Origin of the sequence: Kitasatospora sp. NPDC056446 (assembly GCF_042796115.1) — a bacterium.
Classification (GTDB): Bacteria; Actinomycetota; Actinomycetes; order Streptomycetales; family Streptomycetaceae; genus Kitasatospora.
The window spans coordinates 7,239-21,134 of record NZ_JBHTRF010000001.1 but is presented as its reverse complement, the minus strand read 5'-3'; the positions used below and the strand labels follow the sequence as shown (position 1 = coordinate 21,134).

12 protein-coding genes are annotated in these 13,896 nt (G+C 73.5%); 4 read left to right on the top strand and 8 right to left on the bottom strand.

Going from position 1 to position 13,896, the window contains the following annotated elements; genetic code table 11:
* Window positions 1-30 precede the first annotated feature (30 nt).
* Complete coding sequence (locus tag ACFQ6N_RS00095) at window positions 31-480, bottom strand: cupredoxin domain-containing protein (protein ID WP_380645813.1); 450 nt, start codon at window positions 478-480, stop codon at window positions 31-33.
* Window positions 481-934: 454 nt separating this feature from the next.
* Here ACFQ6N_RS00095 and ACFQ6N_RS00090 point away from each other — a divergent pair, with 454 nt between their 5' ends.
* Window positions 935-1,960 carry a helix-turn-helix domain-containing protein gene (locus ACFQ6N_RS00090; protein WP_380645812.1) on the top strand — a complete coding sequence of 342 codons (1,026 nt, stop codon included), beginning with the start codon at window positions 935-937 and terminating at the stop codon, window positions 1,958-1,960.
* A 121-nt stretch (window positions 1,961-2,081) separates the two neighbouring features.
* Here ACFQ6N_RS00090 and ACFQ6N_RS00085 read toward each other — a convergent pair whose 3' ends face one another.
* The 3 genes from ACFQ6N_RS00085 to ACFQ6N_RS00075 form a co-directional block, all read right to left on the bottom strand.
* Window positions 2,082-2,651: a hypothetical protein gene (locus ACFQ6N_RS00085; protein WP_380645811.1), complete on the bottom strand. Its 570-nt coding sequence runs from the start codon at window positions 2,649-2,651 to the stop codon at window positions 2,082-2,084.
* A gap of 336 nt (window positions 2,652-2,987) precedes the next feature.
* Window positions 2,988-3,560, bottom strand: a complete 573-nt coding sequence (locus tag ACFQ6N_RS00080) for an RICIN domain-containing protein (protein ID WP_380645810.1) — start codon at window positions 3,558-3,560, stop codon at window positions 2,988-2,990.
* 310 nt (window positions 3,561-3,870) lie between these two features.
* The gene (locus ACFQ6N_RS00075) at window positions 3,871-4,908 is read right to left on the bottom strand and encodes a helix-turn-helix domain-containing protein (RefSeq protein ID WP_380645809.1); all 1,038 of its coding nucleotides are present in this window, start codon (window positions 4,906-4,908) and stop codon (window positions 3,871-3,873) included.
* Between the two features lie 60 nt (window positions 4,909-4,968).
* Here ACFQ6N_RS00075 and ACFQ6N_RS00070 point away from each other — a divergent pair, with 60 nt between their 5' ends.
* Entirely contained in the window at window positions 4,969-6,198 is a 1,230-nt protein-coding gene (locus ACFQ6N_RS00070; RefSeq protein ID WP_380645808.1) for an MFS transporter, read from the top strand.
* Between the two features lie 179 nt (window positions 6,199-6,377).
* Here the strand turns inward: ACFQ6N_RS00070 and ACFQ6N_RS00065 are convergent, their stop codons facing one another.
* Window positions 6,378-7,256, bottom strand: a complete 879-nt coding sequence (locus ACFQ6N_RS00065) for a hypothetical protein (protein WP_380645806.1) — start codon at window positions 7,254-7,256, stop codon at window positions 6,378-6,380.
* Between the two features lie 99 nt (window positions 7,257-7,355).
* Window positions 7,356-8,420: an aldo/keto reductase gene (locus ACFQ6N_RS00060; protein ID WP_380645805.1), complete on the bottom strand. Its 1,065-nt coding sequence runs from the start codon at window positions 8,418-8,420 to the stop codon at window positions 7,356-7,358.
* Between the two features lie 127 nt (window positions 8,421-8,547).
* Here ACFQ6N_RS00060 and ACFQ6N_RS00055 point away from each other — a divergent pair, with 127 nt between their 5' ends.
* Complete coding sequence (locus ACFQ6N_RS00055) at window positions 8,548-9,405, top strand: helix-turn-helix domain-containing protein (protein ID WP_380645803.1); 858 nt, start codon at window positions 8,548-8,550, stop codon at window positions 9,403-9,405.
* 177 nt (window positions 9,406-9,582) lie between these two features.
* Here ACFQ6N_RS00055 and ACFQ6N_RS00050 read toward each other — a convergent pair whose 3' ends face one another.
* On the bottom strand, window positions 9,583-10,446 hold the full coding sequence (locus ACFQ6N_RS00050) for a choice-of-anchor K domain-containing protein (RefSeq protein WP_380645802.1): 864 nt from the start codon (window positions 10,444-10,446) through the stop codon (window positions 9,583-9,585).
* 399 nt (window positions 10,447-10,845) lie between these two features.
* Between ACFQ6N_RS00050 and ACFQ6N_RS00045 the strand changes: the two genes are divergently transcribed.
* Complete coding sequence (locus ACFQ6N_RS00045) at window positions 10,846-13,071, top strand: hypothetical protein (RefSeq protein ID WP_380645801.1); 2,226 nt, start codon at window positions 10,846-10,848, stop codon at window positions 13,069-13,071.
* Between the two features lie 37 nt (window positions 13,072-13,108).
* Here the strand turns inward: ACFQ6N_RS00045 and ACFQ6N_RS00040 are convergent, their stop codons facing one another.
* The gene (locus tag ACFQ6N_RS00040; protein WP_380645800.1) at window positions 13,109-13,417 is read right to left on the bottom strand and encodes a peptidoglycan-binding protein; all 309 of its coding nucleotides are present in this window, start codon (window positions 13,415-13,417) and stop codon (window positions 13,109-13,111) included.
* Window positions 13,418-13,896 lie beyond the last annotated feature (479 nt).

Here is a 13,896-nt window from a genome sequence, read left to right as displayed (position 1 = left end):
GGTGCGGGGTCCGTTCCGGTGGGGGCGGGTTCAGCTGACGGTGAGGGTGCCGTGCATGAACGGGTGGATGGTGCAGATGTAGGGGTGGGCGCCGCTCTGCTGGGGTGCGGTGAAGGTGGCGGTGGCGCCGGGGGCGAGGGTGCCGGTGTCGAAGCTCTTGTCGGAGGCGGTGAGGGTGTGGGCGGTGGAGTCCTCGTTGGTGACGGTGACGGTCTCGCCGGGCTGCAGGGTGACAGCGGCCGGTTCGAAGGCGAAGTTCTTGATGGTGATGCGGACGCTGGCGTTGGTCTCGCCGGCCGAGGCCGAGGCCGAGGCCGAGGCGGTGCCGGTGGCCGTGGCCGTGGCCGCGGCCGACGGGGAGGCCGTGGCGGTCTTGCCGGAGCCGGAAGAACCGCTGGAGCAGGCGGCGAGGGCGCAGACCAGCAGCAGCGCGGCGCCGGTCGGCACGAGCCGGCGCAGGGGGACGGCGGGTGTCCTCATGGCGGATGTCCGTTCGTGGTGGGTCGTTCGTGGTGGGGGCGTTCGTGGTGGAGGGGCGGGCGAGCGCGCTGCCACCACCGGCGCGCCGGACCGCCTCCTTCCGACCTTCGGCACCGGCCCTGCCCCGGCTTGGTCACAGGACCCGAACGGCCACCGATTCCACCCGTGAGGGTGAATCCGCCCGGGCCCGTTCGACGGCGCCGGCGCGTCGCTCGGCGGTGTCCCGGACGGTGTCCCGGGTGGTGTCCCCGGTGGTGTCCTGGTGTCCCTGGCACCGTCCCGGGTCTCGGCGCCGGCCGGTGGGGGAGTGCCATTCGAGCCAAGCGGCATCCGGATGCCGACGCGTTTCCGTGCTTGTGGTGGCCCGGCCGGATTGGCATGTGCATTGATGCTGTGGGACGGGGGGAGCCCTGCCGGACCGGCAGGGGTGGGTTCGGGACGCGAGGAGACGCTCGTGGGGGCGGAGAGTACGGCCGGTGACGACGGTTTGTCGGCGGAGGAGCGCTTCGAGCACTGGCGGGACATGGTGGGGAGGACACGGGTGTGCGAGGCGACCAGCGCCCACGCCGACACCTTCACGGCGGAGATCCGGCGCTTTGATCTGGGGCCGGTGGCCCTGCTGGGGACGTCGTTCCCGTCGGCCCGGTTCCGGCGGACGGAACGCATGATCCGGAGTTCGGACGAGGAGCTGTACCACCTGACCCTGCTCACGGCAGGCGGCCACGTGTTCGGTTCCGGCCGGGAGCAATTCGAGACGTTCGGGCCCGGCGACCTGTTGTTGATCGACACCTCGCATCCGTACGACGGGCGGTACTTCGACGTCCGGGCTCCCGGCCAAGGGGAGCCCCTGGTCTCGGGGGTCGGCATCGACCTGCCCAGGTCACTGCTGCCCGTGCCGCCCGACCGGGTGGGCGACCTGCTCGGCCGAAGGCTGTCCGGCCGGGAGGGCACGGGTGCGCTGCTGGCGGACTTCCTGCTCGGCCTCGACCGGCAGGCCGGCGTTCTGGGGCCCGCCGAGGCGTCCCGGCTCGGCCCGGTCGTGGTCGACCTGATGTCGGCCTGGATCGCCCGGGAACTCGACGCCGAGGACACGCTGTCACCGGAGGCCCGGCAGCGGGCCACGGTCGAGAGCATCCGGGCGTTCATCCGGAACAACCTCCACGACCCCGGGCTGACCCCGCCGGTGGTCGCGGCCGCCCACCACATCTCCGTCAGCTACCTGCACCGCCTCTTCGCCCGCTACTCCGACGGGGAGACCGTCGCCGCGTACATCCGCCGCCAGCGGCTCCGGAAGGCCCACCGGGACCTCGCCGACCCCGGCCTGTCCACCCTGACGATCCAGGGCATCGGCACCCGCTGCGGGATCCCCAGCGCCTCCGAGTTCAGCCGGGCGTTCAAAGCGGTCCACGGACTCTCCCCCGGGGAACACCGCCGGCAGGCACGGCCTCGGCCCGTGGGAGAGGCGACGCCGTGCGGATAGCCGTCGGCGCGGCGCGGTAGGGGGCCGGAGGCCGGAGGCCTGGGGTCTCGCCCCGGCGGTACCGCCTCCCGGCTCGGCGGCGGGGGTGACGGCGGTCGTCCTCGGCGGTCGTCCTCAGCGATCAGACCACGTGCTGCCAGACGGTGACGTCGAGCACCACGTAGGTCGAATTGACCGAGGCGACCGTCACTCCGGCCATACTCCCTTTTTCCAGCACGCAGAATGATGTTGCGGCGGTGCTGTCGGCCTGGGTGGAGAATACGGTGTCGCTCGCGCAGGCCTCGTACGTGGGTGTCGTTCCGCTCGGCAGGGCGAGCATCTTGGTTCCATTGATTGGAAGGAATACCAGGTGGCCGCCGGGTCCGCCGGTCCCGAGGTCCCCCTGGCCGGTGGTGCTGAATTCGGCCTGTGTCGGCTTCGTGGCACGCAGCGGGATGGAATGGTCCGCGTTGATGTTCACGCTGTAGGTCCCCAGCACGGTTCCGTTGGCCGTCGTCGCCGTCCCCGGTGGCGCGGTGGCGGGGTCCGTGCCGGTCGGAGTGGGCGGTACCGGCTTGGTCACCGTCGGGCCGGGGGCGGTCACCGTCGGGCCGGGCACCGTCACGGTCGGGGCCGGGTCCGGCGACGCGAGCTTGGTGCCGGCGGCGGCGCCGGACCCGAAGAGCGCCGCCGCGGACAGCACCACGGTCACTATTCCGACGGCATTCGACAAAAGCTCTTTGATATTTCCGAGAGTCGCCGCCGCCCCGCTCAGCGACGGCGGATTCTTCGGAGCCTCCCCGGCGCGAGGACCGCCGTCTTGGGCCGGTCCGTCAGGGCCTGATGATCCGGACGAATTTGGCATGCGCGCATCCCCCACGATCGGCGTCCAGAACGGATTGTCGCGAATCCGATGGTAGCCGGACGCGTGATATCCAGATAGGTGCGAGACAAGCCCGTAGATGAATTCTCAGGATGCGCGATCTTCGCGAAATGCGCCGTCCCATCGGGCGGTCGGCCGCTCGACGGGACGACGCATTCGGGCCGGTCAGAGCGGCCGGACGTTGGAGATCCAGCGCTTGTTCGCGTCGAGCTTGTGAGGCGCCTGCTCCACCGGCGCCGAACCTTCGCCCCACTGCTGGGCGGGCGCGCCGTTCTCGGTGCTCCAGTCCGCGATCTCCAGCAGCCTGCCGGAGTACGCGTTGACCAGGTTGCCCGCGCTGATCTCATCGAGGAAGGCCGAGGGGTACCAGTGCTGGTTGATGCTCCACGTGCACGTCCACTGGCGGGCGACCCCGCCGTCCTCGCGGTCGAAGTCGGCGATCTCCAGGCACTTGCCGGAGTGGCGGTTGACGATGGTGTACTGGCCGCCGGGGTAGTACACGACGTCCCACAGCTGGTTGTCGCCGCCGTCGCAGTCCCACTGCTGGGCGGCCGCGCCGTCATCGGTGCTCAGGTCGGCGATCTCCAGGCACTTGCCGCTGTTGACGTTCACGAACGTGGTGACAAAGGTGCCGGACGCGTGGGCCGCGGGGGCGGGTAGCGCGGCGAGCAGGGCGACCACGCTGCCGACAACGGCTGCGGCGGTGCGGGCGCGGTGCGGGCGGCTGGCTGAGTCCATGAGGAATCGGTTCCTTTCACGGGCGGAGGCAGGGGGACTCGGTCCACCCGGGCCCGACGCTCACCCGGAACCGCGTCGGCCAGGGCCCCGGTCGCGCGCTCGCACCGGTCGCCCTCCCCCCTACGGCCCGAACGGTCTGCCGGGCCGCCGACACCGGCGAGGACGACGCGAACGGGCGGTCCGGTTCTCATGATCGGGCGCAGCCGAGGGGGAACCCGCCGATCCGGGTGACCGCGTCGGCGATGTGTCCGGCAACCGCGCAGCCGGGCATGCCCGTAGCTGGTCATGCCCGTAGCGGGGCGCGCCCGGATCAGTGCGCCCCGGGCTCGGACAGCTGCGCGTCGACGAGGATCTGCCCCGCCGTGGTCCGGTAGTAGAGGACGGTGCGGCCCGCCCGCCGGCGCCGGATCAGGCGGGCCTCGCGCAGGATCCGCAGGTGCCGGCCCACCGCGCCCAGCGGCCGGCCGGTGAGGGCCACCAGCTGGGTGGTGGTCTTCGGGGCGTCGAGCAGGCCGAGGAGGTCGGCGCGGGCGGGGCCGAGCAGCGCCGCCAGGGCCTCGGGCACCGGGCGGCGCTCCTCGTCGACCAGAACGCCCGAACACGGGTAGACGACCGCGTACCGCCGGGCGGGAAGCGTGCGCCGGCCGTCGACCGCCGGGACGTCCCAGCAGACCCAGCTCTGGTCCGGGGTGACGGGGACGAACATCAGCTCGGCGCCGGAGAGTTCGAGAGGCGGGCTGTCGCAGCCGGTGATCCGGAGCCGGTGCTCCCCGAGCCAGCGCATCCCGGGCCGCATCCCGTCGAGCGTGGCGGCCCAGCCGCGCAGGCCGAGGCCGGCGGTCCGCGCGACGATGTCGGCCTCGATGATCCGCCGACGCCGCGGCCAGGTGGGCCGGACGGTCTCCGTCCACACCCACTCCAGCAGCTCGGCGGCCCGCTGCGCCAGGTCGTCGCGCCGCAGCAGGTCCGGCAGCAGGTCCGGCGCAAGGCCGGGCGGCAGGCCGCCCAGGGACTCCGCGAGGTCCGCGCGGACGACGGCGGGCGGGGTGCGGCGCACCTGCTCCACCTCCTCGGCGAAGGTCGGACCGTCGCCGCCCAGGGGGGTGGGCGTCAGGAAGGTCGCGTTCCAGCGGTGCCCCAGCGCGGCCCCGACCAGGGCGGCCGTGACCCGGTCCCCGGCGAGACGGTCCCGGTAGCCGGCGAGGTGGGCGTCCAGCCACCGGCGCTCGCCGACGTGGCCCGCGCCGCCGCGGTGCAGGGTCTTCAGACCGGCGAGCACCTCGGCCAGCGGGGAGACGACGAACCGGCCCCCGGCGAGGGTGTCCGCGTCGACCTGCCACCAGCCCATGGTTTCGCCTCCCCGCGAAACTCTAACGACCCGTCGGCCGCGGCGGAGAGACTCCCCGCCATGCGTACGTATCGGGACCTCTTCCGCACCCGGGAGTTCACCCCGCTCTTCCTCGCCTCGGCCGGGCAGACCGCCGCCCAGACGGTGAGCGGGCCGGCCCTCGGCATCCTGGTGTTCCAGCAGACGGACTCGGCGCTGCTGTCCTCCCTGGCGATGTTCGGCCCCGCACTGGCCCAGGTGGTCGGGGCGGCCACCGTGCTCTCCGGGGCCGACCGGCTGCCGCCCCGCGCCGCCCTGACCGGCCTGAGCCTGGCGTTCGGCGCGGGCACGGCGCTACAGGCGCTCCCCGGGCTGCCGGTGTGGGCGGTGTTCACGGTGCTGCTGGGCCTCGGCGTCGTCGGGTCGGTCGGCGGCGGAGTGCGGTACGGGCTGCTCGACGAGGTGCTGACCCGGGACGGCTACCTGCTCGGCCGGTCCGTCCTCAACATGTCGGCCGGGGCCGTCCAGATCTGCGGCTTCGCGGCCGGCGGCGCCCTGGTGGCCGTCGTCTCGGCACGCGGCACACTGCTGCTCGCCGCCGGCCTGTACCTGCTGGCCGCCGTCGTGGCGCGGTGCGGGCTGACGCGCCGGCCCCCTCGGGGCACGGGCAGGCCGTCGGTCGCGCAGACCTGGCGCACCAACGCACGGCTGTGGTCCTCCGTGCCGCGCCGGTACGCCTACCTGGCGCTGTGGGTGCCGAACGGCCTGATCGTCGGGGCGGAGTCGCTGTACGTCCCCTACTCGCCCGGCGGTGCGAGCCTGCTGTTCGCCTTCGGGGCCGCCGGAATGCTGGCCGGCGACGCCGTCGTGGGCCGCTTCCTGCCCGCCCGGTGGCGGAACCGGTCCGCCGTCCCGCTGTGCGTCCTGCTCGCCGCCCCGTACCTGCTCTTCCTGTTCGACCCGGCCCTGCCCGTCGCCCTGCTCCTGGTCACGGCGGCCACCTTCGGGTACGGCGCGGGGCTGCTGCTCCAGGACCGGCTGATGGCGCTGACACCGGACGAGCTGAGCGGGCAGGCACTGGGCCTGCACAGCTCCGGGATGCTCACCATGCAGGGCGTCGGCGCGGCGGTGGCCGGCTCGGTGGCCGAACTGACCTCGCCCGCCACCGGCATGGCCGCGACCGCGGCGGCCTCGCTGGCCGCGACCCTGCTGCTGGCGCCCGGGCTGCGCGGAGGCCCGGCGGCGGGCACGGAGGCGGCGGACGGGGCGGCGGCGGACGGGGCGGAGGCCGTCCTGCCCGCGCCGAAGTAGCTCCCCCGGAGGGCGCCGGACAGGGCATCCCGCATCCGGTGAACGCGGACAGCTGACGTCCGCCGAGGAACCGCACCGGACGGCCGGGTTGCCCGCCGACTGGTCGTCCCCGGCAGCACAGTCGGATTCGCGGGCAGGCCCGGTCCGTTGCCGGTCCGGCACCGCACCGGGCGGTGGTGTCACGGGCCGGGGGCGGGCTGGGTGAGGACGGTGTCCGCTTCGTCGAGCATGCGGTGGCGTTCGGCCAGGACGGCGTCGAACGCGGTGGCGTTCTGCCGGATCAGGGTGCGCTGGACGGCGGCCTCGGCGTCGTTCCAGATCCGGACGAGCCCGGTCTCCTGTTTGCAGGCGACATCGGTGAGGGCGGTCGTCCGTTCCTCGCCGGTGGCCTGCCCGGACGGCCAACTGCCGGTCTGCGGTGGTGTCGTGTAGTCGTAGCCGGCCCGCTTCATGCAGCGTGACCACGCGGCGATGACGGCCACGACCTCCGGCGCCTTCGCCGACTGGTCGAAGGACTCCTGGTCGGTCGAGCGGACCAGGTAGGCGTCTCCCGGGTAGCCGGTGGTGCCGGTGATCCGCTGCGCGGCGGACTCCTGGCAGCCCTGTGGGCGGGTGAGCGCGTTCAACTGCGCCGGGGTGAGCGGGATTTGGGCCGGGAGCGGGTGGTCGGGGAGGTGGTAGCCGGTGGTGCGGGCGGTGGCGGTACTGGTCAGGCCGTAGCGTCGTTCGTACCGGCCGAGTACGGGAGGCTGCGGGCTGGTCTTGGCGGGTGCCTGGAGGCCGGCGGTTCGCAGGCAGTCGGCGACCAGCCGGTCCAGGGCCGTGTGCAGCCGGGCCTCCTCAGCGGGCGGGAGGAAGTACGGGTCCAGCGGCAGGGAGATGACGGCGGGGGCGTCGGCGGCGGCCCCGGGTGTGGTCTCGGGTGTGGCGTTGGGCGTGGCGGCCGCCGTGCCGGGCGGCGTGCCGGTGGCGGTCCCGCCGCCCGTGGAGCAGGAGGCGAGCAGCAGGCAGCAGATGACGACGGCCGCGAGTGGGGCGGCGAGCCGTGGTGTGTTCATGGTGGCGTGGCCTCGAATCTCTGCGCTCGCCCGGACGGTGAGCCGACCGCGGCTGCGGACTCCGGCTCCGGACTCCGGCTCCCGCCGCCGGCGGCCGGGTCAGCGGCGGCTCTCGATCCGCAGGTCGCCCGTGGTCACCCGGCGGATGGGCTCGCTCGCCAGCAGCTCGTGCGGCTGGCCGAGGGCGATCGCGCCCGCCGCGTCGAGCCGGGCCAGCTGGGCGTCCGTCAGCTCGACCGCCAGGGCGCCCAGGTTGTCCTCCAACTGGGCAAGGGTGCGGGCGCCGAGGAGCGTGCTCGTCACGCCCGGCTTCCGCAGCGTCCAGGCCAGCGCCACCTGGGCCGGGGTGTACCCCAGCTCGCCGGCCACCTCCCGGACCACCCCGGCCACGCCGAGGCTGCGTTCGGTGAGGGTGCCCAGGGCGAGGTTGTGGCTCCGGCGGGTGCTCCCGTCGGGGCCGGCGCCCGTTGCGCCCACGTCGTCCCGGCCGTACTTGCCGCTGAGCACCCCGCCGCCGAGCGGCGAGTACGGGACCACGCCCAGGCCCAGTTCCCGGGCCATCGGGATCAGGTCGCGCTCCGCGGTGCGTTCGATCAGGCTGTACTCGAGCTGCAGCGCGACCAGCGGCGACCAGCCGCGCAGGTCCGCGATCGCCTGCATCCGGGACACCTGCCAGGCCGGGGTGTTGGAGATCGCCACGTACAGCACCTTGCCCTGCCGGACCAGGTCGTCCAGGCCGCGCAGCACCTCCTCCACCGAGGTCCGGAAGTCCCAGACGTGCAGGTACAGCAGGTCGAGGTAGTCGGTGCCGAGCCGCCGCAGGCTGCCCTCCACCGAGCCGAACAGTGCCTTGCGGTGCCCGCCCCCGGAGTTCGGGTCGCCGGGGCGGCGCAGGGTCGAATACTTGGTCGCCAGCACCAGGCGTTCGCGCTCCTCGTGGGCGAACTCGCCCAGCAGGCGCTCGGAGCTGCCGTCGGTGTAGGTGTCGGCGGTGTCGAGGAGGTTGCCGCCGAGCCCGACGTAGTGGTCGAACAGCTTGCGGGCCTCGGCCCGCTCGGCGCCCCACCCCCATTCGGTGCCGAAGGTCGCGGTGCCCAGGGCCAGCGGTGAGACCCGCAGTCCCGAGCGGCCCAGCAGCCGGTAGTCGTCGAGGGCCAGTGCCATCAGGTTCTCCTGTGCTCGCGTGTGCTCGTGTTCCGTTGCCGGGACCGAGTCTGCGGCGGCGGCGGGCCCCGGATAAGGGAGGAGCTTTCCTGGGAAGGCCGGTCCTACCCTGGCGGTTGGAGCGGTCATGACGACACGAACCGTGGACACCACCGAGGAACTGGCCGCCTTCCTGCGCGGCAGGCGCGAACGGCTGGACCCGGACCGGCTTGGCCTGCCCGCGCACCGGCGGGCCCGGCGGACGCCCGGACTGCGCCGCGAGGAGGTCGCCGAGCTGGCCGGGGTCAGCACCGACTACGTGGTCCGGCTGGAGCAGGGCCGGGGGCTTCGGCCCTCCGCGGAGGTGCTCGCGGCGCTGGCCCGGGCCCTGCAGCTGGCACCCGGCGAACGCGACTACCTCTTCGACCTGGCCCGACGGCGCCGCCCCGGCGGCACCCGCGGTGGGGCAGCCACCGGTCCGGCGCCGGCGCTGGCCCACCTGGTCGACGAACTCTCCCCACTGCCCGCCGCGCTGCTGGACCACCGCTACGACCTGCTGGCCTGGAACCCGGAAATGGCCCGGCTGCTACCGGAGTTCGACGCCGTTCCGCCGGAGCGGCGGAACGCGATGTGGCTCTGCCTGCTGTACCCGCCGATGCGCGGCTTCTACGCCGACCGCGAGCGGGTGCTGCGGGACGGCGTCGCCCACCTGCGCGCGGCCTGGGCCGCCCACCCGGAGGACCGGGCACTGGCCGGGCTGATCGCCGAATTCACCGCGCAGGACGAGGACTTCGCTCGGCTCTGGGCCGAGCGGGAGGTCCGCGTCAACGGCCGCGGCCGCAAGCTGCTGCGGCACCCAGCCGTCGGGACGATCGCCGTCGATTTCGAGGTCCTGCTCCCGCTGGAGGACCCGGAGCTGAGGCTTCTGGTCTACCGCGCCGCGGACGACGAGAGCCGCGCGGCCCTGCTCCGGCTGTGCGGCGGCGACGGGCGCCAAGAAGGCTGACAACTCACGGCTGGTTGCGAGAAGCGTGAGCGCTTGGCAGCGGGTGTGGATCGACCTCACCGGCATTCGCGCGATCGTGAAGGGAGCTTCCTCCGGAACCGGAGGCCTGCACCGGGCGGAGGCCGGGCGAGGACCGGGTGGACGTCGTCCCGGCCCTGCTCGGTCCGGGGCGGTCGTTCAGTACGTCTCGGCCTCGGTGCCGTAGCTGTAGTCGGAGACGAGTTCGCCCTGGCTGTCGGAGAGGTGCGCGGTGTCGCCCTTGTCGTTCCAGATGGCACGTCCGCTGTTGTAGGAGTACCCGCCCCACTCGGCGTGGACCTCGTTGGTGTAGATGCGGATCCGCTGGCCGGCCTTGAGCGTGGTGCCGGGCGGGAAGGTGAAGTTCTGGCCGGGGTCGTCGGCGTAGAGGTGCCAGCCGGAGATGTCCGCGTGCGCCGTGCCGCGGTTGACGATCTCGACGTACTCGTCGGCCTGGGTGTACTTGACCCCGCCCTTGTAGTGGATGCCGGTGATCACCACGTCCGGGACGCCGACGCGCGAGAGCGAGGCGACGATGTCCGCGCTGTTGGAGCCGTTCTCGGGGCTGAAGAACTTGTTGACGATCTCGCCGTCGCGCTTGAAGCCGGTGATCACGGCGGCGTACTCCTCGCCGTCGATCGTGACGCTCTCCGGGGAGACCCGCGTGGGCAGGTCGACCTCGTCGTCCGGGTTGGGGCCGGTGTTGGGGGTCTCGAAGTGGTGGAACCTGAAGCTGAAGTCGCGGTCCTTGTCGTCTTCCTCGAACCGGATGCGCACCACGAGATCGACATCGAACCGGTCGACGCCACCGCCGAAGATCGGGAAGTTTTGGTGGGTGAAGGTGCCCAGCGTCACCTCCGAACCGTCGGCCTTCGCCTCGACCGTGCCGCCGGTGAACGAGTAGCCGCTCTTCCCTCCCCCGGCCGGGGTGCCCCAGGAGACGTGGCCGGTGTTCAGCCCCGAGACGTTCGGCGGAGCCGGGGTGACGGCCGTCCAGGTCCCTGACGTCGTGATCTTCGACATGCTCTGACAACTCCTCGGTTCAGTGACGTCGCGTCAAGGTCCACCGCGTGCCCGTGATGGCTGTCACCCGCAGCAGCCGGCGCCCCCGGTCGGGGCACCGGTCCCCGGCCATCCTATGGGCACAGTCAGTTGCCGGGAGTTGCGGTGCGTGATCGGGCGTGTTGGCCCGAGCCGGCCGCGTCCGCATCGCCGATCCAGGCCATCCGGCCCGCCAGTGGCGACTGTTGCGGTCCGGCGCAGTCGTCGAGGCGCACTGTTTCGTCCTCATGCGGAGTTGTCCGAAGAACCTGTGGAGACTGCGCGGCGCCGCATGTTTGATTGTCCGTCTACAAGAGCCGGTCCGGCTTGGTGAGTGGCGGGCAGTCCGGTTCGGCCGCAGACGCGCGAGGGGAGCACGGGGTGGGTCGTGCCGGACGCCCGCAGGGGCGGTTCAAAGGGGAGACCGAGCAGGCGGACGCCCTGGCCCGGTTCGTACGGGAGGTGACGTCCGGGGCCACTGTGCGCGAGCTCGCCCAGCGGTACCAGGCCGGCAAGACCAGTTGGAGCGAGTACCGCTCCGGGGAGAAGGACATCCCGTGGCACCTGCTCCAGCGGCTGGTCCACGACCGCGCCGCGGACCCGCAGGCCCGGGCGGTGCTGCTGGCACGTGCCGCCCACCTGTACGAACAAGCCACCCGGGCGGCGCGGGGGCTCCGGCCGCCGGCGGCCGGTCGGTCGGCCGCGCGGCAGGCGCTGGACGGGGCCCGGCAGGCGCAGCGGCAGGCCGAGGCGAGCGTGGCCGAGGCGGAGGAACTGGTCCGCGTGCTGGTGGCGGTCGTGGCCGAGCTGAGGGGTGAGCTGGGCGCCGGTGTCGAGGACGAGGCCGGTGCCGAGGGCGGGGCGGGTGCCGAGGGCGGGGCGGGTGCCGCTTCACGGCGGCCGGTCGACGGGGACACGGCGCGACTGCGGCGGGCCCGGCTGCGGGAGGCGACGCGCTGCCTGGCCGAGGTGCGGCGCATCCGGGAGAGCGCGCGTGAGGCGCGGCGGATGGCGGAGCGGGAGCAGGAGGCCGTCGGGGTCCTGGTGGACCAGGAGTGTCCGCGCGAGTGGGCGGACGGACGGGAGCCGGGGTCCGAACCGGCGGTCGTGGACGGGGTGCGGGCGCATCTGCCGGTACTGCGGCGCCTGGACGCCGACCTCGTGGAGGTACGGGAGGCCCTGGCCGACCGGCGCCGGGAGGTGCTCCTGGCGGCCGGTGCCGTGCCGGCTCCATCCGTGCCCCGGATTGTCCGCGGCGAGGTCGTCGAGGCGCCGGACAACCGTCTGACCAGTGTGTCCAGCCTCGTCGCCCCGTTCTTCCGGGTACGTACCACCCCGTTCGCCGGAGGCCCCCACCGTGCTCCGGGCGCCCGTCGCCGGGCCGGCACTGCTCTGTTCGCGGCCGTCGGCCTGGTGCTGGCCGGCGTGCTGATCGGCATGCATCTCAGCGCTCCGGCACCCGGCGGCCCGGTGCCGTACCCGGCGGATCCCTCCCGCGCACCGGCGGCCGCCGCGGCCCACGATCCGTCCCCGTCCGGGGCCGGTGCCCCGGCGGACACGGTCCGCCCGGAGACGGGCATCCCGTCGGCGGCGGCGGCCCCGGCGGACGCAACCGCCTCCGGGGCACCGAAGGCCACGGCCTCGCCCTCGGCCGGGGCGGCGCCTGGCTCGGGGGCGGCGCCTGCCCCCGGGACAGCGACGGCCCCGGTCGGCTCGACGCCGGCCCCCGAGGCGTCGAGCACCCCGAGGAGTGACACCCAGGGCGTTCCGCCCGGCACGGCTCCCCGGCTGCCGGGACAACCCGCGGTCGTCGCCTCCGCTCCCGGCACGCTGTACTCCATCGCCCCGGACCACCGCGCCCTCTACCAGTGGCAGGGCCGGGGCACGGCCTGGACGCCCATCGGAGGCCCGACCGAGAGGATCCTCGCGGGAGGCGCCGGTGTGTTCGCCGTCGACGCCGACGACAAGCGGCTGCTCGGCTACACCGGCACCCCCGGCACCTGGACACCCGTCAGCGAACCCGGCGCCGACTTCGCCATCAGCGGCGACCGCCTCTACCGGCTCGCCCAGGACCGCACCGGCGTCTACCGCTGGAACGGCACCGGAACGAGCTGGACGAAGATCGGCGGCCCGGCCGGACGCCTGTACGGCGGCGGCGCCGGCCTGTTCGCGACCGACCCGCGCGACGGCCGTGTCTTCCGCTACGACCCCGCCAAGGACAGCTGGGCCCTGGTGGGCGGCGAGGCCGCGACCTTCGCCGTCAGCGACACCCACCTGTACGGACTCTCACCCGACCGCGGCCGGGTGTTCCAGTGGGACGGCACCGGCAGCGACTGGACCCTCATCGGCGGCCGGGCCGAGGACCTCTACACCGGGCCGACCGACCTGTTCGCCACCAGCCCCGACCACGGCGTCTTCCTGCGCTACGCCCGCACCCCCCAGTTCTGGGACCCGGTCAGCGAGGCGGGCGCCGAATTCGCCGTCACCGCCGCCCACATCTACCGCCTGGCCCCCGACCACAGCGCCATCTACCAGGCACCCGTCGACGACACCACGACCTGGACGAGGATCAGCGGTCCGGCGGCCACCCTGACCGTCAGCAGATGACACCCCGTCAAGGGCGCGAGGAGCGGGGGAGCGGCCGCTACGGGGTCGGGATGAAGTCGTAGCAGTTGGTGAACCAGCCCTGGTAGGTCAGCTCCCACAGGGCGCCCCCGGTCTCCCTGCCGACCACGCCGTCGATGTCCAGGTGGCCACGCGCCCGCTGGAAGTCCTCCACCATTCCCTTGGTGTCCTTCCCGAACTTGCCGTCGACGGCGATGGTGTGTCCGAGTCCGACCCGATTGAGCATGACCTGAACGCACTCGACCCCGAAGCCGGAGGACCCGTACCGCAGCGTGGGAGCCATGTGGTCCGCCTGCGCGGTCCCGCCGAGGCCGATCACCGTAGTCACCGAAAGAGCCAGAACCGCGGCAACCCGCGCGACCCTCGAACCGATCGTCATGTAGTACACCCCACCGTTGAGTCAACCAAATCCGGCCATGATGGCGAGACGACGCCCACCACCGGCGCAGACCCTACCGTCTGATGATCCATTGGATGACCGCCGCCCCCGCCTCCTCGCCGCCGTGGCCGCCACCCCGACCTGGGAGAACGTCCCAGCCCAGGGCCGGTGGCGGGCAGGCTCGTACGGGCTGTCCTCCACGTCGGTGGTCGCGGTCGCGGTCGCGGTCGTGGTCGCGGTGGTGACGGTGACGGCCGGGCGGCCCCGGGCGCGCCGCGGCCCGGGTAGGCGGGGGGCTTACCCGGGCTGCGCGGTGGGGTGTCGCGGGGGGGGGGGGGGGGGCCGGGGTCAGGCGCGGAGGGCCGGGGGGCGTGCGGCGAGGCCCTCGCGGTATATGCCCGGGAAGATGGCGACCACCTCGTCGTCGG